We start from the raw sequence: 26,422 nt of genomic DNA on the forward strand, positions 1-26,422 counted from the left end.
GCGGCGCCCGCGCGGCAAGCGTCCGCTGCATGCAACACCGCGGCGCGACTGCGCAGCCGCCGGACCTTCCCGCTGAAAAACCCGATTACAATTCAGTGGAAATTCAGGAAAGCCGGCAGCGCGGACCGGCCCCTGCCGCCCGGGATGACGAGACAAAATGAATGACGCCATAAGGATTTTTGTCGGCTGCGACCCCAACGACTGCGACCTGGAGCAGATGATGGTGCTGGACTACAGCGCCCGCAAACATGCTTCGCGGCCGGTCGAGATCACCTGGATGCGCCTGTCGCGCGATCCTGCCAGCCCGTGGTACTGCGACCCGGCGCGCGGCCTGGGCTGGCGCACCGAAAAATGGGCCACGCCATTCTCCGCGCTGCGCTGGGCGGTACCGGCCGCGGCCGGTTTCCAGGGCCGCGCCTTCTATATGGATGCGGACATGCTGGTGCTGTGCGACCTGGCAGAGATCTGGGACATGCCGCTGGCCGAGGGAGCGATCGTCGCAGCCCGCCGCGAAGGCGATGGAGAGGGCTGGCGTTCATGCATGGCATTATGGGACTGCGAGCGCGCCCGCGCCCATCTGCCGCCACTCGACGCGCTGCGCGCGATGCGTCGCGCCAACCACGACATGACGCACTATTTCGCCAGCCGGCCGCACCTGGTCCAGTACCTCGACCCACGCTACAACAGCATCGACGGCGACGGCCTGGCGCGCGACGATATCCGCATCCTGCATTACTCCGACATGGGCACGCAGTTCTCGCACCGTTACGCCATGCCGCGCCTGCGCGCGGAAGGTCGCCGCCACTGGTTCGACGGCGAAGTGGTGGCGCATGCGCGCATCGACCTGACCGAGTTGTTCGACCGCTACTACCAGGAAGCGTTGGCCGCCGGCCATCGGCTCGACGACTACCGTAGCGCGTCCCCTTTTGGCGACGTGGTCAAGGCCTCGCAGAAGCACTACACCGGCAACCGGCCGCGGCCGCCGCGGCGCTCCTGGTGGCAGCGGCTCTGGGCAAACGTGCAGAGCGGATGAACCGGTCCCCGCGCATCATGCCGTTGTCCCCCGACCGCCTGGTCTCGTACTTCTGGAGCGGCGATGCCCTGCGCAGCCGCGGCGTCAGCGACGTGGTGCGCAGCGCCACGCTCACCCTGCCCGCGCCGCCCGACCGCCTGCTGGCGGACTGGGCGCGCGACATCGCATCGCGCCTGGAACTCGGCCCCGGCGACGTCGAACAGATGGCGCTGGCGCGCACCATCGCGCGCTGGCCCGGTTACACCGCCTGCGTGCAGGCCATGCGCGACTGGACCGGCGCGCTGGGCCTGGGCGACGCGCTGGCCGAAAGCGATATCGCCTTGATGGCCTGCCGCGGCGCGCGCTACCACCACGACGGCGACCAGTATGGCGGCGCGGCCTTCTGCAATCTGTTCCTGAGCGAGGACAAGGGACTGGACCTGCTGTTCGCCAACAGCGGCCAGCGCATCGCGTTGACGCGCGGCACCGCGGTGCTGTTCGACACCTGCCAGCCTCATGGCGTGGTGCCGCGGGGTTCCAGCATGTTCGACGAGGCCGACTTCCCGGAGAGCCGCGACTTGTCGCAGGTGTTCCTGACGTGGGAGTTGCCCATCGAGGGTCCCGGCGTGGCCGGCGCGCTGGGCATCGCTTTCGATATCGATTCCGCGGGCGCCGCGCGGCTGGACGATGAGCAGGTGCGGCGTGGCCGCGCGCGCCAGCAGGTGCGGCCAGACCTCGGCCGCTGGATCGACGCCGGCTGACGCCGCCGCCGCGCCGGGTCCGGCCGGCAGGTCCGCGCAAGCGGATATGCCGGCCGCCGGCCGCGGCAAGCGCCCCTTACCAGTAGACGTCCTGGTTGTAGTACTTGTGCACGTCGCGCGCCCAGGTCTCGTCGGCCATGCTCGGCCAGTTGTCCTTGTCGAAGCCCGGCGCGTCCTTGAGGGTTTCCTTGTCGACATTGAGCACGAAGCACTTGCGGTCGGTGTCCAGCGTCAGCGCCGCCCACGGAATGGCGAACAGTTTTTCCCCCATCCCCAGCACGCCGCCGCGCGCCAGCACCGCATAGGCCACGCGTCCGCGCGGCACATCGAGCATGATCGCCTTGATGTCGCCCAGGCTTTCGCCAGCGGCGTTGTAGACGTCATTTCCTTCCAGGGTACTGGCGGCCATCACTTCGGGGCCGGGCCCCAGCGCCTTGGACTTCGGACCACCGACGATATTCGATTGCTGTTCCATCGCGTTTCTCCCGCGGGCGTACCCGCTGCATATCTTGGAATCGAGGATTGCGCCGCATCAGCGGCGGCGCGCTTCCGACATCAGGCAGGCGCCAGCCAGCGCGCCCACCAGCACGGCGCCGGCGATGCTCTTCCAGGCGTTCTCGTGCACATAGCCATCGGTCGCGGCCGAGACTTCCCGGGCGCGCCGCCATGCATGCTTCTCCCATCCGCGCGCCTCGGCGCGCGCGGCGTCGAGTTGCTGCTTGAGACGATCGCGCGCCGCTTCGATCTCCGTGCCGCCGTAGCTGGCAGTGCTGCGCAGCAGGCTTTCGGTTCCCGCAATCAGGTCGCGCAACGTCCCGTTGCCGTTGTGTGTAGCCATGACACCTCCTTGAAAAAAAGTCCGCGCCAACCTCACCGCGAGCCCGGACCCCGGTCCTACAGCAAGTGGCGTGCCGCCGGCCAGGTCAGCTCGCCCACCATTGCTTGATGGTGGCGCGCAGCGCGGCCGTGCCCGCCGCCCCGGTTTCCTTGCGCAAGGCCGTCATGTAGGCGCCGAATTGCTTCATCGACACATGCGGCGGCAACGGCGGCATTTCCGGATCGGTCACCACTTCCAGCACCGCCGGGCGCCCCGCCGCCAGGGCGCGATCCCACGCCGGCCCCACCTCGTCGGGCGACGTAACCCGGATGCCTTCCAGGCCCAGCATGCGGCCGTAGTCGGCGTAGGAAAACTCCGGCAGCCACTGCGACGCGGCAAAGCGCGGATCGCCACCCATGACGCGCTGCTCCCACGTCACCAGGTTCAGGTCGCCGTTGTTGAGCACCAGCACCACGAGCGTCGGGTCGCTCCAGTCCTTCCAGCGGTGGGCGATGGTGATGAGTTCGTTGATGCCGAGCATCTGCATCGCGCCATCGCCCACCAGCGCGATCACCGGACGCCCGGGATAGGCGAGCTTGGCGGCCACCGCGTAGGGCACGCCGCAGCCCATGCTTGCCAGGCCGCCCGAGACCGACGCCATCATGCCTTCGTCCAACTGGACGTCGCGCGCATACCAGTTGGCGGCCGAGCCCGAGTCGCAGGTGATGATGCTGTGCGGCGGCAGTCGACTGGACAGCTCCAGGAACGGGCGTTGCGGATTGACGGGCTTGGCTTGGACCATGGCACGCGCCGTGACGGTCTCGCGCCAGCGGCGCACGCTTTTCTCTATGCGCTCGCGCCAGGAATTCGACGATTTGGGCTCCAGCCGCGGCAACAAGGCTTCGAGCGTCAGCCGGGCATCGCCCACCAGCCCCACCTCGACGGGATAGCGCAGGCTCAGTTGGCGGCCGTCCACGTCGATCTGCACGGCGCGGGCCTGGCCCTCCTTGGGCAGGAATTCGGCATAGGGGAAGGTAGTGCCCACCATCAGCAAGGTGTCGCATTCGTTCATCATTTCCCAGCTCGGCTGGGTGCCCAGCAGACCGATGGCGCCCGTCACGTACGGCAGCGCGTCCGGCAACACCGCCTTGCCCAGCAGCGCCTTGGCCACGCCCGCCCCCAGGCGCTCGGCCACCGCGCGCACCTCGGCGCCGGCGGACAAGGCGCCGGCCCCCACCAGCATCGCCACCCGCTCGCCGCGGTTGAGCAGGTCGGCCGCATTGGCCAGGGCGGCCTCGGGCGGCACCGCCGCATGCGACGTGACGCCGATGCCGGTGTGCACGGTGCCATGCTCGCGCGGCGGCACGGGCACGGCCTCCAGGTCCTGCACATCGTTCGGGAAGATCAGGCAGACGACGCTGCGCCGCTCCAACGCGATACGCATGGCGCGGTCGACCATGTGCCGCGCCTGCAGGGGCGAGGTCACCATGTGCACAAACTCGTGCGCCACGTCCTTGAACAGGTTCACGAGGTCGACCTCCTGCTGGTAGTCGCCGCCCAGGGCGCTGCGCGCCTGCTGGCCGACGATGGCCACCACGGGCTGATGGTCCATCTTGGCGTCGTACAGGCCATTGAGCAGGTGGATGGCGCCCGGGCCGGACGTCGCCATGCAGACGCCGACCTGCCCGGTGAACTTGGCATGGGCGCAGGCCATGAAAGCGGCGCCCTCTTCGTGCCGGGTCTGCACGAATTCCAGTGTGTCGTTGCGGCCGAAGGCGCCGATCAGCCCGTTGATGCCGTCGCCGGGATAACCAAACACACGTTGCACGCCCCACTGGCCGAGGCGGTCCAGCACGAAGTCGGATACGGTTTGCACGTCGTTGCTCCTTCTGTCTGCGTAGGCGGATCACTCCTCGCGCAATTGGCGTGCCCGGGACGAACACCCGGCGGCGCCGGCGCGCCGTGAGCGGCCTTTACAACGGGCGGCAACAACGACACGGGCGCCTTGCGGCGCCCGGAAAACGGAAACGATGGGATTTGCGCGGGTCGCGTCAGCGCGCCCGCACGGCGGCGGGCGCGCCAGCCGCCAGACCGACTCATTCAGCCGCGCAGCGCCGCCTCGATGCCGGCGACGTCGATCTTGCCCATCTGCATCATGGCCTCGAAGGCGCGCTTGGCGGCGGCGCGATCGGGCGACACCAGCGCCTCGGTCAGCACCCGCGGCGTGATCTGCCACGACAGGCCCCATTTGTCCTGGCACCAGCCGCAGACGTTCTCCGCGCCGCCGTTGCCGACGATCGCGTTCCACAGGCGGTCGGTCTCGGCCTGGTCGTCGGTGGCGATCTGGAACGAGAAGGCGTGGTTGTGGGGGGTGCCGGGGCCGCCGTTCAGGCCGAGACAGGGAATGCCGGCGACGGTGAACTCCACCGTCAGGACATCGCCTTCCTTGCCCGACGGATAATCGCCGGGCGCGTGCATGACGCGGCCCACCGCGCTGTCGGGAAAGGTCTGGGCATAGAAACGCGCCGCCTCCAGCGCGTCGCGGTCGTACCAGAGGCAAACCGTATTCTTGCTGACCATCTTCGCTCTCCTGAGATGAAAAACGGAAACACGCGAACGCGCCGCAAGGCCCGGTGGACGCGCGCCAGGGATGCTGCCGGTCGAGCATAGCGCCGGCAACGGTCCGCGTGCGTTACCAAGCGTAGAAGCATGCCGGTCGATGCCAGTCGGTGGTGGCGGGCGATGGCGGCCCCTACACCGACACGCCGCCGGGCAAGGCCCCGCTGACACTGCGCGCCTGGTAGCTGCATGTGGACGGCGGCGGCGAACTGGAACGTCTTTTCAACGCCCCAAAGGCCTACAAGCCGTACCGCCAGCCGGCCGACGGCACGCAGGAACGCGGCGTCTACCCTTTCCTGGTGTTCGAGGACGGCCCGCGCGTGCTACTCGGCCTGCATGGCGAGCGGGTGCCGGCCGACACGGTCGAAGGCGATGGCCTGCCGTCCTGGGACCCGAAGGTGCAGACGGTATTGCTCAAGGGACTCAGCAATGCGCGGGGCCAGGTGGTCCTGGACGCCGGGCAGATCGCGCCGTTCCACCAGGCCTTGCGCGAGACCCCGGGGCGGGTATTCCTGTATGTGCACGAGATGACCCGCTTCCTGCCCGTGACGGCGCTGGATGCGCAGGCCTGGAAGCGCTGCATCGATCCGGCCCGGCGCGACGCCGGCGCCTGCGATTGAGCCCGCGGGCCGCCGCGCTCACGGCACGGCCTGGGTCTCCACCGTCACATGCGACAAGCCCGCGATATGCGCCAGCTTGCCCTTGTAGAAAGCGCTGTCGCGCGGATGCGCCGTGACCAGCGACACGATCGCCGCGAAGTGGCCGGGCCCGACCTGCCATACGTGCAGGTCGGCGATCTGGCCATCGCCGGCGTCCAGCGCCCGCTCGATGTCGTGGCGCAGCCGGGCGCTTTGCGGCGTGGCGTCGAGCAGCACGGTGCCCGAGTCGCGGATCAGGCCCCATGACCAACGCGCGATGACCAGCGCGCCGACCACGCCCATCGCCGCGTCGGCCCATAGCCAGCCATAGCTGCGGCCCGCCAGCAGCGCCACGATGGCCAGCACCGAAGTCAGCGCATCGGCCAGCACGTGGATGTAGGCGGATCGCAGGTTGTTGTCGCGGACCTGCGGATGGCCATGGCCCGCGGCGGACGCGTGGTCATGGTCATGGTCATGGTCATGGTCATGGTCGTGGTCGTGGTCGTGGTCATGGTCATGGTCGTGGTCGTGATCGTGATCGTGGCGGTGCGCGCGGCCGTGGTGGCGGTCGTGCCCCGCGTGACCGTGCGCATGCCCGCCATGGCCATGCGCGTGGCCATGGTCATCCTTCAGCAGCCAGGCCGACACCAGGTTGACCAGCAGGCCGACGACCGCGATGGCGATGGCCTGGTCGAAGCGGATGGGCACCGGGTCGATCAGGCGCACCAGGCTTTCCCAGCCGATGATCAGGGCGATCAGCGCCAGTACGACCGCGCTGGCGAATCCCGCCAGTTCGCCCAGCTTGCCGGTGCCGAAGGTGAAGCGCGGGTTGCGGGCCTGGCGGCGCGCGTAGCCGTAGGCGAGCGCGGTGATGAGCATGGCGCCGGCGTGCGTGGACATGTGCCAGCCGTCGGCCACCAGCGCCATTGACCCATAGACGTTGCCGGCAATGATCTCGACGGCCATCATGCTGGCGGTCAAGGCGATGACCCACCACACCCGGCGCTCGTTGCGCCGGTGGTCTTGGCCCAGGAAGACGTGGTCATGGGACGGGGAAGTATTCATGGGATTGTTCCTGCTGCTCGCGGGGCCTGTGACCGGCGGCCCGTGCCGGCGGACCGCTATTTCATGTAGGCCCGGATAACGTCCATCATTTCCCGCGCCGCCTCGACCCGCTCGGCCTGCGATGGCGCGTGCACCACATGCTCGTCCAGATGGCCCTGCATGACCTCGGCGGTCAGGCCACTGAGCGCGCCGCGCGCGGATGCCAGCTGGCGCAGCACCTCGCCGCAAGCCGCCTCGGCCTCCAGCGCCCGTTCCAGCCCTTCGAGCTGGCCGCGGATGCGCCGCACGCGGGCGATGAGTTTTTCCTTCTGGCGGATGGTGTGGGCCATGGTCGGAGGAATGGAATATATAGTGTAGGGGACTATATTATAAAGACCGCGACAAAGGGAGGATATCCCTGCCGCCGTCCCAAAAAAGCGGACGAAGGCTAGCCGTCCGGGCATCAGCGCCGGCGCTAGCCTCAAGCGCGGCATGCGTGGCCGCCGGACATGGAATGGGCCGTCTATCCGATTCAGGCCGAGATGATCGGATTCGGGTAGAAACAACAATAAAAATCATTATCATCCATGTATCCACGGCATCCGATCCCGGATTGCGGCCCGCGCCGCCGCTCCAGGCACTTCCGAGATCCGCCTACTCATCCCTCCGGAGAAGCTTCCCCGTGCCATCGCGCCGTACCTGGGCCTTGCTGGCCAGTCTCTACAGTACCCAGTTCCTGGGGCTGATGTTCTTCGTCATCGCCATGGTGGCCATCCTGCGCGAAGGCGGGGCCAGCCTGGACACCATCGGCCTGGTCTACCTGATGGGCATGGCCTGGCCGCTGAAGGCGCTGTACGCGCCCTGGATCGACCGCCACGCGACTGGCCTGCGCGGCCATTACCGCGGCTGGCTGCTGGCGACCCAGGCCGGGTTGGTGCTGTGCCTGGCCCTGATCGGCCTGCTCGACCTGCGCGCCGACTTCACGACGATCTACCTGCTGTGCTGGGCGACCGCGCTGTTCTCGGGCGCGCAGGACGTGGCGCTCGACGGCCTGGCCTGCCGCGTGCTGACCCGCCCCGCTGATCGCGGTTTCGGCAACGGTCTGCAGATCGCCGGCGGCCTGATCGGCAACCTGGTGGGCGGCGGCATGATGTTGATGCTCTATCCGCGGTTGGGCTGGCGCGGCTGCTGCCTGTTGCTGGCGGCGCTCACGGCAGTGTCATGGCTGCAGCTGCTGGGCTATCGTGAACCGCAATGGCCGCGCAACGCCGGCCCCGCCAGCCACGCGCGCCTGCTGACCTTCTGGCGCGGGCCGCAACGCAAGCACTGGCTGTTGGTGCTGTTGCTCTATCCCGCCTCCGCATCGCTCGGCTACGCAGTCATCATGCCATCGCTGCTCGATACCGGATGGTCGCTCGCCGACATAGGCCTGGTGCTCAACGTCGTGGGCGCCACCGCCGGCCTGCTCGTGGCGCTGGCCTACGGCCGCCTGTTGAAGCGCTGGTCGCGGCGTGGCGCCACGCTCGCGGCGGCGCTGTTGCAGGCCGTGGGCATTGGCGGCCTGGCGCTGCCCGCCATGGCCTGGGGCTCGCACACCGTCGCGGGCGTGGCGGTAGTGCTGTACTACATGCTGTACACGCCGGCCGCCACGGTGCTGTGCACGCTCATCATGGATCAGTCGTCGCCGCACAGTCCCGCCACCGACTACACGCTGCAAATGAGCGTGAGTCACTTCTTCGCGATGCTGCTGACCTCGGCCGGCACCATGCTGGCCGGCCGCATCGGCTACGGCGGCGTGGTCGGCGCGGCGGTCGTGCTGGCGGTATGCGGCCTATTGGCCGCCGCGCGCTGGGTTCCCCGGGAAGCAACATGAACAAGTCCTGGGAAATCATGCGGCCGGTGCGCGGCCGGATCCGCCTGGCCATGGGGCTGGCCGTGGCCGGCGTGCTGTGCAGCCTGACGAGCCTGGCCTGCCTGGCGCTGGCCATGCGCGAGTTGCTGCTGTCCCCGGACACCTATCCCTGGCCCGCGTTCCTGGGCGCGCTGGCGTGCACCCTGCTGGCCTGCTTCCTGCGGCTGCAGGCCTTCAACCAGTCGCACTACGCCGCCTTCCGCCTGGAAGTGATCCTGCGCAACGACCTGGTGCGGCACCTGGCGCGGCTTTCCTTCGGCGAATTGCAGGCGCTGGGCAGCGGCCCGCTGGCCAAGGTGGTGCAGAACGACGTGCAGGCGCTGCACGTTTTCGTGGCCGACAGCACGCCGCTGTTCGCCCGCGCCTACGCCATGCCGCTGTTCAGCGCGGCGCTGCTGTTCGCGCTGGACTGGCGCATGGCACTGGCCGCCGTGGGCGTGCTGGCGGTAGGCGTGGCGGTCCTGTCGCTGGCGATGCGCGGCCGCGGAGCCATGACGCGGCGCTACCACCAGGCGCGCGAACAGGTCAGCGCCGCGGTGATCGAATACGTGCAGGCCATGCCCGTGGTGCGCACCTTCGATACCGGCCAGAGCACCTTCGGACGCTACCACCGCGCCCTGGAGCGCTACCTGGCGATGCTGACCGACTGGTATCGCGGCGCCAGCTTCAGTTCCCGCTTCGCGATTGCCGCGCTCGGGCCGCTGCCGACCCTTGCGGTGCTGCTGTGGCTGGGCGCCTGGTGGACGGCGCAGGGCCAGCTCGGCTTTCCAATCTGGCTGGCCTTGCTGCTGTTCGGCATGGGCATGGCCGAAGCCATGTTCCCGATGATGTCGCTGGCGCACATGATCGACCAGGCCAAGCTGAGCGTGGCGCGCATCCAGCAGGTGCTGGCGATCGCGCCGCTGCCGCCGGCCCGCGCGCCGCAGCGGCGGCCGGCCGACGCCACCTTGTGCTTCGAGGATGTGCGCTTCGGCTATGGTGGCCATACCGCGCTGGACAACCTGAGTTTCACCGCGCATGCCGGCCAGGTGACGGCGCTGGTCGGCCGTTCAGGCGCCGGCAAGAGCACCGTGGCGCGGTTGATCGCCCGCTTCTGGGACATCGATGCCGGGCGCCTGCTGGTGGGCGGCGTCGACGTGCGCGACCTGGAACGCGAGACCCTGTTCGAGCATGTCGCCTTCGTGTTCCAGGACAACTTCCTGTTCTCCGGCAGCGTGGCCGAGAACATCGCCATGGGCCGCCCCGATGCCCGCCCCGCCGAGATCGAGGCCGCCGCCCGGGCGGCGCAGGCGCACGACTTCATCCTCGCGCTGCCCGACGGCTACGCCACCGTGCTGCGCGAAGGCGGCAAGGACCTGTCCGGCGGCCAGCGCCAGCGCCTGACGATCGCCCGCGCCGTGCTGATGGACCGCCCGATCCTGGTGCTGGACGAAGCCACCGCCGCCACCGATCCCGAAAACGAACGCGCGGTCGGCGCCGCGCTGGCCGCGCTGATGCGCGGCCGCACCGTCATCATGGTCGCGCACCGGCTCGCCAGCATCCGTCACGCCGACCAGATCCTGGTGCTGGACCGTGGCCGGCTCGCCGAATCCGGCACGCACGACACCCTGCTCGCGGCGGGCGGCCTCTATGCCCAGCTCTGGAACAACCATCAACGCGCCCGCCGCTGGACCTTGGGCGAGCAACCCTCATGACGACCCCTCCCGCTCCCTGGCGCGACACCTATCGCCGCCTTCTCCGCAGCGCAGGCAGCCAGGCCGGCCGCCTGCGCGCCAGCCTGTGCCTGTTGCTGGCCGCCGCCGTGTGCCAGGGCCTGTCGCTGGCCTGCATCGTGCCCCTGTTCGTCCACGTGACCCGCGGCGATCCCTGGCGCGCCGCGCTGGGCTGGCTGGCGGGCTTCACCTTGCTGGCAGCCGCCGCCATCATCCTGCGCTGGCGCGCGCAGGGCTTCGACTATCGCGGCCACATGGCGCGCGCCACGCACGAGCTGCGCGTGCTGCTGGGCGAGCAACTGCGGCGCATGCCGCTGGAGGCGCTGCAGGCCCACCGCACCGGCGGCATCGCCGCCAAGCTGCTGGGCGGCGTCGACGAGCAGATGAACTACGCGCTGACGGTGATCAACCTGATCCTGGGCGCCGCGGTTACGCCGGCCACGACCGCGCTGGCGCTGCTGGCCTGGGACTGGCGACTGGGCATGGCGCTGATGCTGGTGTTTCCCGTGATCGTGCCGCTCTACCGCTGGCGCCGGCCGGCGCTGGATCGCGGGCATGCGGCCACGGGCCGCGCCAATGAAGCCTTGAACGCGGAACTGCTCGAGTACATGCAAGGGCTGCCCGTGTGCCTGGCGACGGGCCGAGCCGGCGCCGCCAATGAACGCCTGCGCGCCGGGTTCGAGCAGGTGGAACGATTGCAGCGCGAGCATCACCGGCGCGGCGCCAAGCCGTCGTTGATGGTGGCCGCCATCGTCGAATCCGGGATGCTGGCAATCCTGGGCTGCGGCATGCTGTGGGTCACCCAGGGGAGCCTGGCTCCCGCGGCTCTCGGCGCGGTACTGGTGCTGGTGGCGCGCTTTGCCGAGCCGCTGGCGACCTTCGTGAACTTCACCACGATCCTGGCGCTGATCGAGGCCGCCCTGGCCCGCATCGAAGACGTACGGGCGGTGGCGCCGCTGCCGCAATGGCCGTCAGAGGGCGGCCCTGGCGGACCGGCGCGCATCCGTATCAACGGTCTCGAATTCCGCTACGCCGGCGGCAGTGCGCCAGCCCTGCGCGATATCGATCTGGATCTGCCGGCGCGAGGCCTGACCGCGCTGGTGGGCCCTTCGGGCTCCGGCAAGACCACGCTGACGCGCCTGCTGATGCGGCACGCCGATCCGCAACGCGGCGCGGTCCGCATCGGCGGCGTGGACATCCGCAGCCTGCCAGCCGCCGACCTGAACCGCCTGATCTCGACCGTGTTCCAGGATGTGCACCTGTTCGACGACACCGTGCTCGGCAACATCGGCATGGCAAGGCCCGATGCCAGCGAGGCTGACATCCACGCCGCCGCCCGCGCCGCCCATTGCCTGGACTTCATCGAGCGCCTGCCGCAAGGCTGGCAGACCCGCCTGGGCGAGGCTGGCGGCAAGCTGTCGGGCGGCGAACGCCAGCGCCTGTCGATCGCGCGCGCCATCCTCAAGAACGCGCCGATCGTGATCCTGGACGAGCCCACCGCCGCGCTCGACACCGAGAGCGAACTGGCGGTGCAGGCAGCCATCGATACCCTGGTCGCGGACCGCAGCGTCATCGTGATCGCCCACCGCCTGTCGACCATCGTCGCGGCGGATCGCATCCTGGTGTTCGAGGACGGTCGCATCACGCAGCGCGGCACGCACGCGCAACCGCTGGCTGTCCCGGGCCGCTATCGCCAGATGTGGCTGGCGCAACAGGGCTGAGGCACACCTCGCCCGCCGCGCGCGGCCACCTGTCCATGAAACCGCGGCGTTCGACACACAGCGCCGCTCAAGGTGGAAGCCCTCACCGCAGGCGCCCCGCCACGGGGATCGGCGTGCCAGCCACGCAGGCGACGATCAACCCGCCTTCACCGCCATCCACGAGGTGACCGCCAGTGAAGTCCGAAAAGGCCGGCAGGACCGTGAGGCCCGTACGCAGCCAGAACGCCGGCCAACTGCGCGGCACTCCCGGCACCGACGTCTTCGGATGCACGTGCCCCGCGATGACGTGCTGGCCGTTCGCTCCCGCCCGCGGGATGTGACTGAACAGGAAGGGACCATCCACGCAGGCATCACCGAGCTGTCGCACTTCCAGGACTCCGCCGTCCAGCGCGCGGTCGTGATTGCCCGCCAGCACGGCGACGTCCAGCCCGGCATGCTGGCGCCGCCATTCCAGCCACGCGTCGCGCCAGGCCGCCTGCGCGGCGGGTCCGTGCAACAGGTCGCCCACGATCCACAGCTCGCGGGCGGCCGTGCGCGCAACCAGGGCGGCCAGGCGGTCCAGGTCGCCGCGCGTGGCGCCACTGGGCACCGCGATGCCCGCGCGCCGGAAGACATGGCTTTTCCCCAGGTGCAGGTCGGCAATGATCAAGCGCCCCCGGGCGGGCCAGAACATCGCCCGCGCCCCCGATAGCACCATGGCCTCGCCCGCCAGCACGATGTCCAGCTCGTCGTCAGGTGATGCGTTCATAGCGCTTCTCCAGTTGCGCCGCGGCGCGCCTGACGCGCGCTTGCCAGGTCTCGGTGCTCAATTGCCCGCGCATGCTCTCCGTCCAGAGCGGAAACGACAGCGGCGTCAGCGCCCGCGGTTCGCGCAACAGCAGCTCGCGCCGCTGGCAGTCGTGCAACGCCGCCAGCAGGCGCGGCGCTTCCAGCTGCAGCTCGAACACTTCGCGCTCCGCTTGGGCCAACAGCAGATGGTCCGGGTCGTAGCGGCGCAGGACGTCGTACAGCAGGCCGCTCGATGCCTGCACCTGGCGCAGCGAACGCGCCGCCTGGCCGGGGAGCGACGGGGTCAGCAGGCCCGCCACGCGCGCGATCTCGCGAAACTGCCGGCGCGCCATTTCGCCCAGGTTCACGCCGTCGCGCAGGTCATCGGCCATGTTGTCGGGGCTGAGCAGCTGGCGCAGCAGGGCGTCGTCCAGCGCGGCCGGCTCGGCCAGCGTCAGCATCAGCCCGTAGTCGTTGACCGTATAGGAGATCGTGTTGGCCTGCCGTCGGCCCCAGCGCAGCGCGATCATTGCCGCGATGCCTTCATGCACGGCTCGGCCGGCGAACGGGAACAGGAACAGATGCATGCCGCGGCGCGAACCGATCCGCTCGGCCACCAGCCGGCCGCGATCCGGCAGCGCGCTGGCCTGCGCCTGGATCCGCAGCAGCGGTTCGACCGCGCGCATCTCCGGATGCGGACCGGGATGCGAATACAGGCTTTCCACCTCGCTGGCCAGTTGCGTCGACAGGGGCATGCGCCCGCCCTGCCAGGTCGCGACCGGGCCATCGCCGCCCTTGGCGCGCCGCACGTAGGCGACCATGCCCTCCAGCCGCACCAGTTCCAGCGTGCGCCCGGCGAACTGGAACCGGTCGCCACGCCGCAGGCGGGCCAGGAAACCTTCTTCCACCGATCCGAGGCTGCCCCCGCGCAAATACTTCACGGCCACCGCGCCGTCGGCGGTGATGGTGCCGATGGACAGCCGATGGCGGAACGCGACGCGCCGGTCGCGCACACGGTAACGTCCATCGTCATCGCGCACGACGCGTTGGTAATCCGGATACTTCGCCAGCGCGCGGCCGCCCTGCACGATGAAGTCCAGCACGGCCCGCCACGTCGCGCCATCGAGCGCGGCGTAGGCGTGGGTGCCGCGGACTTCCCGGTACAGCTCGTCCGCCTCGAAGCCACCACCCAGCGCCAGCGTGACGGCATGCTGGGCCAGCACGTCCAGGCTGCCGACTGGTGGCGGCCTGGACTCGATCTCGCCGCGCGCGATCGCCTGGCGGGCGGCGGCATACTCGATCAGCTCGAGCGCCTGTGCCGGCACGCAGACCACGTTGCCCGATTCCCCCGGGCGGTGGCGGGCGCGTCCGGCGCGTTGCAGGAGGCGCGCCACACCCTTGGGGCTGCCGATCTGCAAGACCTGGTCCACGGCCGGAAAATCCACGCCCAGGTCCAGGCTGGATGTGGCCACCACGCAGCGCACCGTGCCGTCGCGCAAGCCCTGTTCCACGGCGGCGCGCAGCTTCGGGTCCAGCGATCCATGATGCAGCGCCAGTGTGGCGGGGGCCTCGGGCCAGATGGATTCCAGGGCGCGATGCCACAGCTCGGCCTGGGCGCGGGTATTGGTGAACAGGAGCGTCGCGCGCACGTCGAAGAGGCGCTTGAACACCCGCTCCAGCTGCGACAGGCCCAGGTGCCCGGCCCATGGCAGGGCGCGGCTGCGCTCGGGCAGCAGCGTCGATATCTGCATCCGCCGCGGCCGCGCGCCCGCCACCAGGGCGCTGCCCGGCGCGTGCGGCAGCAACACGGCGCGGGCCTCTTCCAGGTTGCCGAGCGTGGCGGACAGGCCCCAGGTCCGCACACCGGGCGACAGGCGCCGCAGGCGAGCCAGGCATAGCTGCAGCAGCACGCCACGCTTGTTGCCCAGCAATTCGTGCCATTCGTCCACCACGATGCAGCGCAGGGCGCGAAAACGCGACGACGCGTCGGCGTAGGAAAGCAGCAGGGCCAGGGATTCGGGCGTGATCACCAGCGCCTGCGCCTTGCCCTGCCGCGCCAGGCGCTTGTCGCGGGCGCTGGCATCGCCCGTGCGCAGCGCCACCGTCCACGCCAGGCCCATGTCGGCCGCCGTCTGCGTCAGCGCGCGGGTGGTGTCGGCGGCGAGCGCCCGCAACGGCGTGACCCACAGCACCCGCGGCCCTTCACCCGGGGCCATGGGCGCGTCACCGGCCAGGGCCTCCAGCAGCGGGCCACCGAATGCCGCCAGGGTCTTGCCGCTACCCGTGGGCGTGTGCAGCAGGCCCGATTCGCCATCCAGATAGCGCCGCCACGTCTCGCGCTGAAACGGGGCGGGCTTCCAGCCGCGGGCCGCGAACCATGCCGCCAGCGGCGCATCCCGGCCACGGCGCATGGCGCTCATCGCGCCAGCGCCTTGAGCGTGTCGAGCTGGTCGGCCTGGTCGGCGCGCTTGTCATGCCGCCAGCGCAGGATGCGCGGAAAACGCACCGCCACGCCCGACTTGTGGCGCTTGGACAGGTTGACGCCCTCGAAACCCAGCTCGAACACCTGTACCGGATCAACCGAGCGCACCGGGCCGAAACGCTCGCGCGTGTGGGCGCGCAGCCAACGGTCCAGTTCCAGGATCTCCTTGTCGTCCAGGCCCGAATAGGCCTTGGCGATGGGCACCAGCGCATCGCCATCCCACAGGCCGAAGGTGTAGTCGGTGTAGAGCGTGCTGCGGCGGCCGTGGCCGGACTGCGCATACAGCAGCACCGCGTCGATGGTGAGCGGATCGATCTTCCACTTCCACCAGTCGCCGCGCCGCCGGCCGCTCTGGTACGGCGCGGCGCCGCGCTTGAGCATGAAGCCCTCGACGCCGCGTTCGCGCGATTGCGCGCGCAGCAGGCGGGCCTCGTCCCAGCTTTCGGGCGCGACGATCGGCGACAGCAGCAGGCGCGGGTCCGGATGCCGGCGCAGCAACACTTCCAGCCGGGCGCGCCGCTCGGTTTGCGGCAGGTCGCGCAGATCGGCGCCCTCCAGCTCCAGCAGGTCATAGGCCAGCAGGCGCACCGGCGCCTCGGCCAGCCACTTGGGCCCGGGCTTGAGACGCTGGATGCGGGTCTGCAAGGCCGAAAACGGCATGGGACCGGCTGTGTCGTCCTGCCAGGCCAGCAGCTCCCCGTCCATGACGCAGTCCACATCCAGCGCCGCGGCGGCGGCCTCGACCTCCGGAAACCGGCCGTCCAGCCGCTCCTCGCCGCGCGACCACAATGCCACCTCGCCGCGCCGCCGTATCAATTGCGCGCGAATGCCGTCCCACTTCCATTCGAGCAGCCAGTCGCCGATCGGCCCCAGCAGCGCCGGATCGCCCTCCAGCGGCGAGGCCAGAAAGAAGGGGTAAGGCTGCTGGCGGTCGCCGGGCAATTCCTCGGCGCTCAGCAAGTCACGCAGGAAGGCGGGGCTGGGCGACCACGCGCCTAGCATGCGCTGCGCGATGCGCGCGATGGGCACGCCCGACATCTCCGCCAGCGCCTGCTGCACCATCCGCTGCGACACGCCGACGCGCAGGGCGCCGGTCAGCAGTTTGTTGAAGACCAGGCGTTCCGCATACGGCAGGCCCATCCATGCGGCCACGATGACCTCGCGGCGCTCGCCCTCGTCGCGATTGGCCACGGGCAACAGGATCTCTTCGATCCAATCGGCCAGGCCGCGTTCGGGCGCGGCGGTGGCGGGGTCGGGAACCAGCAGCGCCAGCGTCTCGGCCAGGTCGCCGACCTGGTCATAGCAGGCATCCACCAGCCAGGGCGCGGTGTCGGACGCGCTCGCGACCCAGGCGCGCAGTTCGCCGACCGCCGCGATCTTCCTGCGCGCGCTGGTGATCTTGCCGCCGGCCAGCAGATACAACGCCCATGCCGCGTCGCGGGGCGGCGCATCACGGAAGTACGCCACCAGCGCCGCGCGCTTGTCCAAGGTGGCGGTACTGCGGTCCAGTTCCTGATACAACGCCGCGAATCGCTTCATGCCTGCGTCCGTTCTCCTGCCGATCCAAAAAAAAGCGCCTGTCCCGCGGCCTGCCAGCACGGATGGGCACGGCTCCTAGTCGTCTTCGCCGTACTGCGTGGCCAGCGTCTCGGCGGCGATGCCTGATTCGTTCAGGGTGCGCACCAGCGCGTCGGTGTCGCCGTGCGTGGCGATGACGCGCCGCGCACCGGTCTGACGGACGGTGCGCAGCAGATCGGGCCAGTCCGCATGGTCCGACACGACGAAGCCACGGTCCATGTTGCGCCGGCGCCGGTTGCCGCGCAGCCGCATCCAGCCCGATGCAAGGCCATGCTGGGCCTTGCGAAACCGCCGCAGCCACGCACTGCCGGCGGCCGAGGGCGGCGCCAGGACCAGCTCGCCAGCAAATCCCGTGCCCGCGGCCGCTGGCGCCCCTTCCGCGTCGATGACCAGGCGCGTATCGGCCATTGCCACGCCCGCGCCGCGATAGACGTCCACGCCCGCGGCGATCGCGCCATGCAGGTAGACGGGGCGGTCGATGAAAGGCATCAGTTCGGCCAGCACGCGCTGCGCCTTGCCCAGCGCATAGCAGTAGAGAATGGCGGCCTCGCCGCGCGCCGCGCAGTGGTCGCGCCACTGCACGATGTCGCGCGCCACGTCGGCGGCGCTGGGCCAGCGGTATATCGGCAGGCCGAAGGTCGCTTCCGTGATGAAGGTGTCGCAAGGCACCACCTCGAACGGCGTACAGGTGGGGTCCGGCTGGCGCTTGTAGTCGCCCGACACGACCCACACCTGGCCATCGACTTCGACGCGCACCTGCGCGGATCCCAGCACGTGGCCCGCGGGGTGCAGCGAGACGCGCGCGCGGCCCAGCGTGAAGGGCTCGCCGTACGCATGGACGCGATAGTCCTGGTCCCCCAGCCGCCACCGCAGGATCGGCAGGCCCTCGACGCTGGTGTGATAGCGGCCCATGCCTGCGCGGGCATGGTCGCCATGGCCGTGCGTGAGGACCGCGACATCCACGGGGCGCCAGGGATCGATGTAGAACCCGCCCGCGGCGCAATACAAGCCTTCCGGACGCAATTGGACGATGTCGGCCATGACTGTCTCCCGATCTGGCGGGCGCGGCTCGCGCGGGGTGCGCGAGCCGCGGCGCTGCATCTGTCGGTTATACCGCGAACGCGGCGCCGCCGACGCTACATCCTGTACTGCACCGTCAGCAGGTAATTGCGCGGCGCGCCGTAGTAATTGTGGTCGTAGCTGATGGAGCTGTAGTACTTCTTGTCGGTCAGGTTGCCCAGGTTCAACGCGAACGACAGACGTTCGTCCACGCGGTAGCCCAGGCGCGCGTCCAGCACGGTGTAGCCACCCTGCTCGCGGCCGTAATAGCCGAAGCCTGACGATTTGCTCTGGGTGGTCAGGCCGGCGCCCACCGAATAGCGGCTCCATTCCCCCGGCAGGCGATAGTTGGCCCACAGGCGCGCCAAATGGCGCGGGATCCCCGTGTTGGCCGAGATGTCGTAACCCACCGCCGGCACATCGGCGCTCCGGTGACGCGTCTGCGTATAGGTGTATGAGGCGGACAGCTGCAATCCAGGCAGCACCTCGCCATTGATCTCGGCCTCGAAACCCTGGCTGCGCACCTGCGCCGTGGGGCGGTAGCAGGTGCCGCCGCACTGGGCGTTGGCCACGGCCTGCGGGACGTCGGTATCCTCGAAGGCGACGTTCTTCTGCTCGGTGCGGAACAACGCAAGACCCACATCGACCCGGCCGTCCAGCAACTCACCCTTTAGGCCCAGCTCATAGTTGCGGCCTGTCACCGGCGCAAGGAATTCTCCGGAAACGCCGCGTTGGCTCTGCGGGCGGAAGATGTCGGCGTAGTTGGCATACGCCGACCATTGGTCGTCGAGCGTGACCACGGCCCCCACGAAGGGGGTGAACTCCGCGGACTCCTCGGCCGTGGTCTCGCTGTAGCCCCAGACCCCATTGGAAATGTAGGTCTGCTTGTACCAGGAGTAGCGGCCGCCCAGCACCAGCAGCAGCGGATCGGCCAGTTGGTAGCGCGCGCTGGCGTACAAGCCCTTTTTGTCGGAACGATAGCCATCGTCCATGCGGTTGGCCGCGATGATTTCGTCGCTGTTCAGGGCGGGCACGGTGAATCGTTGATACGGGCTGCGGTTCAGGGTTTCGACGTTGCGCAGCCAACCCCAGGTGTCGTTGCTGCGCAGGTGCGAAAAGTTGGCCCCCACCGTCAGGCCGAGCTTGCGGCCGAACAGCGTGGTATCCCCCGTCAGATAGGTGTCGCCGCCCAGGTTCCTGGACTCCATGTCGAACGCATAGGCGTCGCCACGGTAGGTATTGGGCGGTCCCAACCGTCCCGTGCGCAGCAGGTACTTGATGTCGTTGGCCTCTTGCACGCGCACCAGGGCGGCCTTGAATTTCCAGCCATTGGCGAAACGGTGGGTCAGGTCGGCGAACCAGGTGTCCTGCGTTTTCGAGGCATGGTTCCACGGCGCGCTCAGGTTGGTGGAACGCGCATAGTCGGGCATGGACCCGTCGGCATAGTTGGGCAGGCCCGACCAGTCGATCACGCCATAGGGCTTCTCGCGGCTGTAGCCGATGCCGACGGTGGTGGCGGCGCCCAGGTCGATGTCCAGCGCGCCGTAGAAGGTGCGGTCATGGGAGTTGATATAGTCGCGGAACGAACCGGCGGTGTCGTAGTTCACCACCACGCGGCCGCGCACGCTCTTGCTGTCATTGAGCGCGCCGCCCAGGTCGGCCTGCGCGCCGTACTGGTCCCACGAGCCGGCCTTGCCGGTGAAGACGAACTGGCGCTGCGGCGTCGGCCGCTTGCGGACCATGTTCACCGAGCCCGACGGGTCGCCGGCTCCTTCGAAAAGCCCTTGCGGACCGCGCATGATTTCCACGCGGTCATAGAGAGCCGCATCGGAATTGAAGGCCGAACCGCGCGCGTAGAGCTGCCGTTCCAGCGGCACGCCGTCGAACTGGTAGCTCTGGATGAAGAATCCGCGCGAATAAAACTGCCCGCCCGGCTCGTTCGCCACCATCGACACGCCTGGCGCGTGATTGAGCGCGTCGCGGATATCGGTAATGTTCTGGTCGTCCATGCGCTGGCGGGTAATCACCGAGACCGCCTGCGGGATCTCGCGCAATGATTGGTCGCCCTTGGCGATCGTCACCACGTTCGAAGCGTACGAACCGGTGCCTTCGGTGGTGGCGATGCCCAGACCCGGCACGGTGACCGGCGCCAGGGTTGCAACCTCGGCGCTGGTAGCCGCGCGCAGCCGGTATTGGCCCTGGGCATCCCTGACCGCTTCCACGCCGGTTCCCGACAACGCCGCCATGAGCGCGGCCTGTGAATCGTAGGTGCCTTGCACCCCGGGGCTGTGGCGCCCTTGCACCAGGCCGGGCGGGCTGGCAAGCAGCACGCCGGATTCGGCCGCATAGCGCGCCAGTACGGCATCGAGCGGGCCGGCCGGGATGTCGTAGCGGCGCGCCGCGCCGTCCGTCACCGCGCCGGCCTCCTGGGCGGCGGCGACCGGCAATCCGCCCGCCATCGCCACCAGCGCCCCGGCGCAGGCCAGTTGTGCCAGGCTGCGCGCGAGCGGCGCGCGGCGGGCCGCATCGGGGCGGCGCGCCGGCTCGGTGAAGTGACGGGGCCGGAGGGTTCGGATGGACATGCGGGCTTCCTCAAATGGGCAATTGGGGGATGGTCCGAAGACCTTTCACCCGCTTCATCGAACGAGCCACCCAAAACAGGAACCGCTTTTGCAAAAAAAATGCGCCACCGCCGCCACGCCCTGCCGGCGCCCCGTCAACGGGGGGTGACGCGGGTCCACCACGGCAGGGGATGGCTGACGCGGATGGGCATGACCGAAGCCAGCATGGCCAGTACCCGTTCGGGTTCGGTCATCGGGTAGCTGCCGAACACCGGCAGATCCGCCACCTCCGGCGACACGCTGAGCAGGCCGGCGCGATAGCGTCCGAGTTCGCGCAAGACCTCGCCCAGGGGCGCATTGCGGGCAATGTACAAGCCCCGCGTCGAGCCTTCGCTGGCCGGGTCCACCGGCTCGATCGGCGACAGTCCCGTCGCCGTCAGGCGCGCCTGCCAACCGGCGGGGATGACCACGCCGGCGCCATCGGCCCCATGCGCCTGGACGGCGCCGTCGTAGACCGCGATACGCGTGATGCCGGCGTCCAGCCTGACGGTGAAGCGCGTGCCGAGCGCGCGCAGCCGGCCTTGCGGCGTATCCACCACGAACGGCCGTTGCTGCCCGCCGGCCGTGCTGACCAGGATTTCGCCCGCGACCAGCCGCAGGCGCCTCAGCGCCGGGCCGAAGTCCGTGTCGAAGGCGCTTGCCGTTCCCAGCCAGACCCGTGTGCCATCGGCCAGCAAGACCTCCCGGACTTCGCCGGTGGCAGTGCGATGGTCGGCTATGCGGGCCAGGACCAGGCCGGCCAGCGGCGAGTAGCGCCAGGCCACCCCGCTCGTCAGGCCGGCGCCGGCCACCAGCGCCAGACCGAGGACAACACGGCGCCGGGTTGCATTGGCGGTGGCGGCACGATAGGCGCCGACCGCGCCATGGGGATCGGGCGCCGTCTGGATGGGCCGGAACAATTGGCCGACGCGCTCGACCTGGGCCCAGGCCGCGCGATGCGCCTCGGCGCTATCACACCAGCGCCGCCACGCCTCGCGGTCGGTGGCGGTGGCCTCTTCCGATTGCAGCAGCGCGAACCACTGCGCGGCCTGCTCCAGGACCGCGTGCTCCCCGTGCCCCCGTTGCGGCGGCATGCCCATCGTCGTCAAAGCGTCTTCAGGCAATGCAGCATGGCCTGCGCGATGTACTTGCGCACCATGCGGGTGCTGACGCCCAGCTCCGCCGCCACTTCCGTTTCGCTCATGCCGCAACCGGAGGCCATGACGAAGGCGTGAGCCGCCTTCACGGGCAGGCTGCGCAACAGGCGGTCGATCTCTTGCAGCGCCTCCAGCACGATCGCCTGATGTTCGGCCGACGGCGCCAGCGCCTCGGGCTGGGCGGTGAGCGTGTCGAGCCAGGCCTGTTCGATACGCCGGCGGCGCCACAGGTCGACACACAGGCCGCCGGCCATGGTGCGCAGGTAGACGCGCGCTTCAGGCAGGCTGCCGAAGCGGCGCGGCGTGGTCAGGAGCCGCACGAACGCGTCCTGCGCCAGGTCGGCCGCGTCGGCGGCATTGCCGAGCCGACGGCGCAGCCAGGCCTGGAGCCAGGAATGATGGTCGCCGTAAAGGGTTTCCACGCTGGGCGGGATCGCGTAGTCGGAGGTATCCAAGGCAGGAGGCCGCCAGCCTGGCAACGGCATGACGGCGGCAATAGAACTTAATGGGAACGATTATTATTATCTAATTTTCCCGACCTGGATAGCGGCCGCGCCGCCATCAAGCCCCGCCGGGCCCCGTCGCTGCCGCCGGCGCGCCAGCGAAACCAGCAGTTGTTCCAACGCCGCAAAATCCACCGGCTTGACCAGGTGATGGTCGAACCCGGCCTCGTGGGAATGGCGCCGATCCTCGTCCTGGCCCCACCCCGTCATGGCGATCAGCACGACGCCCTGGCCCGACGGCGCCGAGCGCACCCGTCGCGCCACCTCGTGGCCGTCCATTCCCGGCATGCCGATGTCCACCAGCATCACGGCCGGCGCGAACTCGTCCAGCATGGCCAGCGCCTGCCGGCCGTCGCGCGCAACCCCAACCTGCGCGCCGAACGCCTGGAGCACCATGGCGGTGGTGTCCGCGGAAGCGGTGTTGTCGTCCACCACCAGGATACGACCAAGTTTCTGCCTGGGCGCGGCCTGGCCGCCTTGCGGCGCCACTTGGCGCGGCGACGCGGCCTGCACCGGCAGGCGCACGACGATCTCGCAGCCCGTTCCGGGTCCCTGGCTCGCCGCCCTCACGCTGCCTCCGTGCAACGCCACCAGGCGCGCCACCAGCGTGAGCCCCACGCCCAGGCCGCCCGACCCGCGCCGGCCATCGACCTGCACGAAAGGCTCGAAGACACGTGTCAGCATATCCACCGGAATACCGCGTCCGTTATCCCGCACCGAAAGGATGAATTCGCCCGCCGCATCCTGGGTGCCCTTCAGGACGATATGGCCGCCCCGGTCGGTATATTTGGCTGCGTTGTTGAGCAGGTTGGAGACCACTTGCGTCAGTCGCACCGCATCGGCCTGCATCATCACCGGTTGCTCCGGCAGGGTCACGCTCACGGTGTGTCCGGCCGCCTCGATCTGTCCGCGGCTTGCCTCCAGCGCGTTGCGCAGCAGCTCCGCCAGGTCCACCGGCGCCTTGCGCAGCAGGATCTTGCCACTGTTGATGCGGGCGATGTCCAGCAGGTCATCCACCAGCCGCGCGATGTGGCTGACCTGGCGCGCGAGCATCTCATGGACGCGCACCGTGCCGGCGGCGTCCACCTCCGAATGCCGCAACAGGTGCAGTCCATTGTGCAGCGGCGCCAGCGGGTTGCGCAGTTCATGCGCCAGCATGGCCAGGAACTCGTCCTTGCGTTCGTTGGCGTCGCGCAATGCCGCCTGGGTTTCTTGGCGCAACATCGCCAACCGCAAATGCGCGCCAACCCGCGCCTGCAATTCGGCGGGCGAGAATGGCTTGACCAGATAATCGTCGGCGCCCGCATCGAGGCCTTCGACGCGCGCTTCCTGCCCGGCGCGCGCCGACAGCAGGATCACCGGCACGGTCCGCGTCCGCGCATCGCCGCGCAGGGCCTGCAGCAAGGTCAGCCCGTCCATGCCCGGCATCATGATGTCGGTGATCACCAGGTCGGGCGGATCCTGCCGCGCGCTGCGCAGGGCTGTCGCGCCATCGGCGGCAATGCGCACATCGTAATCAGCGGCGAGCAGGCTGCGCAGGTACTCGCGCAGATCGGCATTGTCGTCAGCGCAGAGGATCCGCGGGCGATTGGCGGCGCCCGCGGATGCAAGCGCCGGGGATGCGTTGGCCAGCCAGCGCGACGCTTCCTGCCGGGCCTGCATCGTGGCATTGCCCGCGACGGGTTCGTGGGCGACCTTGCCATCGGCCGCGCTCGCCTGTTTCTTGGGCAGCGTGACCGTGAACACGCTGCCCACGCCCGGCTCGCTATCGACGCTGATGGCGCCGCCCAACAGCTTGACCAATTCACGCACCAGCGCCAGCCCGATACCCGAGCCTTCGTGGCTGCGGGCCGCCGGACTTTGGCCGCGGTGAAAGCGCTGGAAGATATTGGCCAGGTCCGAGCGGGCGATGCCGACACCGGTATCCCGCACGGACAGGACCACCTCATCGCCGCTGTCGCGCAAGGCCACGTCGATCGATCCCCGCAAGGTGTACTTGAACGCGTTGGACAACAGGTTCAGCACGATTCTTTCGTACCAGTCGCGATCGATGAGCACAATGGGCACCGCGTCGCACTGTACCGACAAGGCCAGCCCCGCGCTCTCCATCGCCGATCGGAACGCGCTGGCGTGCTCCTGGGTGGCGCGGGCCAGGTCGGTGGGCTGCAGCCGCGCCACCATGCCGCCCCCTTCGATACGCGAAAAATCCAGCAGCGAGTTCACCAGCTTCTGCAGGCGCAGCGCATTGCGCAACAGCAGTTCCAGCGTCTCGCGTTCCAGGCCTGCCGACGGCTGCGCCAGCGCCTGTTGCAGCGGTCCGAGAATCAGCGTGAGCGGCGTCCGGAACTCGTGGCTGACGTTGGAAAAAAAAATGGTCTTGGCGCGATCCAGCTCCGCCAGGGCTTCGGCGCGCCGAGCCTCCTGCTCATAGGCGACGGCGCTGGCGATGGCGCTGGCCGAATGCTGGGCGACCAGGTCGAGGAAGTCGCGGTAGGCGCTATCCAGCGGCCGCCGCGCACTGACGCCCAGCACCATGACGCCCGAGACCGAGCCGTCAGCGGTCCAGCGCAACGGCAGGATGCGCGCCCATGCGGCCAGATCGGGCCAGGGCCCGCCTGGCAATGCCAGCCCCAACGACGCCAGCGCCACGGTCTGCGGTTCGCCATTGCCGGCGACGGCAGCCAGGGGCCAGTGGACCGCCGGGCGCGACTGCGCATTCACGCCGGTCGCGGCTAGCAGTTCGAAGTCCGGGTCGCCGCATCGATAGATCAGGCAGAACGGCACGTCGCGCGGGTTGCGCGCCAGCACATCGCAGATACGCCCCGCCGTGGCGGCCGGCCCGGCGGCCGGCACCGGCTGCGCACCGAGCTCGCGCAAGGTTTCCAGACGCCGCGCGCTGACGATCTTCTCGGTGGTCTCGGTGCAGGGGCAGAAAACGCCCTGGACGGTGACGCCATCCGCCGCCAGGATCGGGCCGTAGGTGAAGGTGACGTAGACTTCTTCGCGCGGCAGGTGGCGGTCGAAATAGTATTCCTCGTCGTAGGACCAGGTAGCCTGGCCGCTGCGATAGACACCCGCAAGCATCGGGCCGATTTCGGGCCAGATCTCGCTCCAGCATTCCTGCCCGGGCCGGCCAAGGGCCGCCGGATGCTTGTGGGCGCCCAGGAACGGAACATAGGCATCGTTGTACAGGACGCTGAAATCCTCGCCCCACCAGAGCAGGATGGGAAAGCGGGAACTCAGGCACAGGCTCAATGCCGTGCGCAGATTCTGCGGCCACAGGGCGGGCGGCCCGATCGAAGTCGAGTCCCAATCCAGTTGCCGCAGATGCCGCGCGACCTCGCCCTGATCTGGCAGGAATTTCAAACTCGGGTCGAGTTGCAAGGGTTCTCCTGTAGGAAAGAGCCGCCTGATCCGGCGACCGCCAGGCTTGGCCGGATGCTTCGATGGTATCGCAGGGCTATACGCAAAAGACAGGAAGTGGTGAGTAGCGGTAACTGTCCTTGGCCGATGGCAAAGTAGAATGGCCTCGTCCTTCCACCGGCCGGCTCTCATGACCCATCCCCCCGAACCCTATCTGCCGCGGCGCTTCGAACCACTGGGCAATTGGAATCTGGCCGGCCATATCCTCAAGGCCTACGCCATTCATCACGATGCGCGCCATCCGGCGCCCTTGCTGGATGCCGCGCTCGCCGCCGCGGCGCGCGCGGCCGCGGGCGAGGCGCTGGCTGAACATGCGCAGGACGCCCGCAGCCATGGCCTGGGCTTCTGCATGGTGCATGTGGGCCAGGAAGCCGTATGGCTGCTGGTGGACTGGTGGATCACGGGCGGCATCGCCTGCCAGCGCATGCTGTCGGCGCCGCTCGCGCGGCCCGGCCATTACGCGCCGGTGCAGGCGCCAGCGCTGGCCTGCGTCTGGGAACTGGTGGTTACCACGCACGAGCGCGACGCCTGGGTACGGCATATGCTGAATCCGGCGCCGGACCCCGGGGCGTATCTCGCGGACGTCCTGCCCGCCGGCGCGTACTGAACCAGGCGC

21 protein-coding genes are annotated in these 26,422 nt (G+C 69.3%); 7 read left to right on the plus strand and 14 right to left on the minus strand.

What is annotated here, in order from left to right:
• Nucleotides 1–157: 157 nt before the first annotated feature.
• Together AC6CR5_RS15910 and AC6CR5_RS15915 are read left to right on the plus strand one after the other, a co-directional pair.
• Nucleotides 158–1,033, plus strand: coding sequence for a glycosyltransferase family protein (locus tag AC6CR5_RS15910; RefSeq protein ID WP_047991795.1), 876 nt, complete (start codon nucleotides 158–160; stop codon nucleotides 1,031–1,033).
• Nucleotides 1,030–1,773 carry a hypothetical protein gene (locus tag AC6CR5_RS15915; protein WP_026384088.1) on the plus strand — a complete coding sequence of 248 codons (744 nt, stop codon included), beginning with the start codon at nucleotides 1,030–1,032 and terminating at the stop codon, nucleotides 1,771–1,773. The genes AC6CR5_RS15910 and AC6CR5_RS15915 overlap by 4 nt, the downstream gene beginning before the upstream one ends.
• 76 nt (nucleotides 1,774–1,849) lie before the next feature.
• Here the strand turns inward: AC6CR5_RS15915 and AC6CR5_RS15920 are convergent, their stop codons facing one another.
• The 4 genes from AC6CR5_RS15920 to AC6CR5_RS15935 form a co-directional block, all read right to left on the minus strand.
• Nucleotides 1,850–2,248 (minus strand): PRC-barrel domain-containing protein, encoded by a 399-nt coding sequence (locus AC6CR5_RS15920; RefSeq protein WP_006386033.1) that lies wholly within the window; start codon nucleotides 2,246–2,248, stop codon nucleotides 1,850–1,852.
• Between the two features lie 57 nt (nucleotides 2,249–2,305).
• A complete protein-coding gene (locus tag AC6CR5_RS15925) occupies nucleotides 2,306–2,611 on the minus strand; it encodes an ElaB/YgaM/YqjD family protein (protein WP_006386032.1) in 306 nt (101 codons plus the stop codon).
• A gap of 85 nt (nucleotides 2,612–2,696) precedes the next feature.
• Nucleotides 2,697–4,466, minus strand: a complete 1,770-nt coding sequence (locus tag AC6CR5_RS15930) for a thiamine pyrophosphate-requiring protein (protein ID WP_498084701.1) — start codon at nucleotides 4,464–4,466, stop codon at nucleotides 2,697–2,699.
• A 224-nt stretch (nucleotides 4,467–4,690) separates the two neighbouring features.
• Complete coding sequence (locus tag AC6CR5_RS15935) at nucleotides 4,691–5,170, minus strand: VOC family protein (protein ID WP_020926465.1); 480 nt, start codon at nucleotides 5,168–5,170, stop codon at nucleotides 4,691–4,693.
• A 230-nt stretch (nucleotides 5,171–5,400) separates the two neighbouring features.
• Between AC6CR5_RS15935 and AC6CR5_RS15940 the strand changes: the two genes are divergently transcribed.
• Nucleotides 5,401–5,829 carry a hypothetical protein gene (locus tag AC6CR5_RS15940; protein WP_498084702.1) on the plus strand — a complete coding sequence of 143 codons (429 nt, stop codon included), beginning with the start codon at nucleotides 5,401–5,403 and terminating at the stop codon, nucleotides 5,827–5,829.
• 18 nt (nucleotides 5,830–5,847) lie between these two features.
• On the opposite strand, the gene dmeF is transcribed toward AC6CR5_RS15940, so the two are convergent.
• Nucleotides 5,848–6,912, minus strand: a complete 1,065-nt coding sequence (gene dmeF, locus AC6CR5_RS15945; RefSeq protein WP_498084703.1) for a CDF family Co(II)/Ni(II) efflux transporter DmeF — start codon at nucleotides 6,910–6,912, stop codon at nucleotides 5,848–5,850.
• A gap of 56 nt (nucleotides 6,913–6,968) precedes the next feature.
• A complete protein-coding gene (locus tag AC6CR5_RS15950; protein WP_006386026.1) occupies nucleotides 6,969–7,241 on the minus strand; it encodes a metal/formaldehyde-sensitive transcriptional repressor in 273 nt (90 codons plus the stop codon).
• Nucleotides 7,242–7,573: 332 nt separating this feature from the next.
• Here AC6CR5_RS15950 and AC6CR5_RS15955 point away from each other — a divergent pair, with 332 nt between their 5' ends.
• From AC6CR5_RS15955 to AC6CR5_RS15965, 3 genes are read left to right on the plus strand one after another with little or no spacing between them, the layout of a single operon-like run.
• A complete protein-coding gene (locus AC6CR5_RS15955) occupies nucleotides 7,574–8,764 on the plus strand; it encodes an MFS transporter (RefSeq protein ID WP_498084704.1) in 1,191 nt (396 codons plus the stop codon).
• Nucleotides 8,761–10,497, plus strand: coding sequence for an ABC transporter ATP-binding protein (locus tag AC6CR5_RS15960; RefSeq protein ID WP_498084705.1), 1,737 nt, complete (start codon nucleotides 8,761–8,763; stop codon nucleotides 10,495–10,497). Before AC6CR5_RS15955 ends, AC6CR5_RS15960 begins: the two co-directional genes overlap by 4 nt.
• Nucleotides 10,494–12,236, plus strand: a complete 1,743-nt coding sequence (locus AC6CR5_RS15965) for an ABC transporter ATP-binding protein (RefSeq protein WP_498084706.1) — start codon at nucleotides 10,494–10,496, stop codon at nucleotides 12,234–12,236. The genes AC6CR5_RS15960 and AC6CR5_RS15965 overlap by 4 nt, the downstream gene beginning before the upstream one ends.
• A gap of 82 nt (nucleotides 12,237–12,318) precedes the next feature.
• Here AC6CR5_RS15965 and pdeM read toward each other — a convergent pair whose 3' ends face one another.
• The 8 genes from pdeM to AC6CR5_RS16005 form a co-directional block, all read right to left on the minus strand.
• The gene (pdeM, locus tag AC6CR5_RS15970) at nucleotides 12,319–12,984 is read right to left on the minus strand and encodes a ligase-associated DNA damage response endonuclease PdeM (RefSeq protein ID WP_498084707.1); all 666 of its coding nucleotides are present in this window, start codon (nucleotides 12,982–12,984) and stop codon (nucleotides 12,319–12,321) included.
• On the minus strand, nucleotides 12,968–15,424 hold the full coding sequence (locus tag AC6CR5_RS15975) for a ligase-associated DNA damage response DEXH box helicase (RefSeq protein ID WP_498084708.1): 2,457 nt from the start codon (nucleotides 15,422–15,424) through the stop codon (nucleotides 12,968–12,970). The genes pdeM and AC6CR5_RS15975 overlap by 17 nt, the downstream gene beginning before the upstream one ends.
• Entirely contained in the window at nucleotides 15,421–17,025 is a 1,605-nt protein-coding gene (locus AC6CR5_RS15980) for an ATP-dependent DNA ligase (RefSeq protein WP_498084709.1), read from the minus strand. The genes AC6CR5_RS15975 and AC6CR5_RS15980 overlap by 4 nt, the downstream gene beginning before the upstream one ends.
• 75 nt (nucleotides 17,026–17,100) lie before the next feature.
• Nucleotides 17,101–18,105, minus strand: a complete 1,005-nt coding sequence (locus tag AC6CR5_RS15985) for a ligase-associated DNA damage response exonuclease (RefSeq protein WP_006386018.1) — start codon at nucleotides 18,103–18,105, stop codon at nucleotides 17,101–17,103.
• Between the two features lie 95 nt (nucleotides 18,106–18,200).
• On the minus strand, nucleotides 18,201–20,705 hold the full coding sequence (locus AC6CR5_RS15990) for a TonB-dependent siderophore receptor (RefSeq protein WP_498084710.1): 2,505 nt from the start codon (nucleotides 20,703–20,705) through the stop codon (nucleotides 18,201–18,203).
• A gap of 134 nt (nucleotides 20,706–20,839) precedes the next feature.
• Complete coding sequence (locus AC6CR5_RS15995) at nucleotides 20,840–21,847, minus strand: FecR domain-containing protein (RefSeq protein ID WP_223821510.1); 1,008 nt, start codon at nucleotides 21,845–21,847, stop codon at nucleotides 20,840–20,842.
• Nucleotides 21,829–22,335 (minus strand): sigma-70 family RNA polymerase sigma factor, encoded by a 507-nt coding sequence (locus AC6CR5_RS16000; protein WP_020926453.1) that lies wholly within the window; start codon nucleotides 22,333–22,335, stop codon nucleotides 21,829–21,831. Before AC6CR5_RS16000 ends, AC6CR5_RS15995 begins: the two co-directional genes overlap by 19 nt.
• A 66-nt stretch (nucleotides 22,336–22,401) precedes the next feature.
• A complete protein-coding gene (locus AC6CR5_RS16005; RefSeq protein ID WP_223821509.1) occupies nucleotides 22,402–25,767 on the minus strand; it encodes an ATP-binding response regulator in 3,366 nt (1,121 codons plus the stop codon).
• 169 nt (nucleotides 25,768–25,936) lie between these two features.
• Here AC6CR5_RS16005 and AC6CR5_RS16010 point away from each other — a divergent pair, with 169 nt between their 5' ends.
• A complete protein-coding gene (locus tag AC6CR5_RS16010) occupies nucleotides 25,937–26,413 on the plus strand; it encodes a hypothetical protein (RefSeq protein ID WP_035200608.1) in 477 nt (158 codons plus the stop codon).
• Nucleotides 26,414–26,422: the final 9 nt, after the last annotated feature.

The sequence above is a fragment of the Achromobacter sp. EG18 genome (assembly GCF_059759395.1).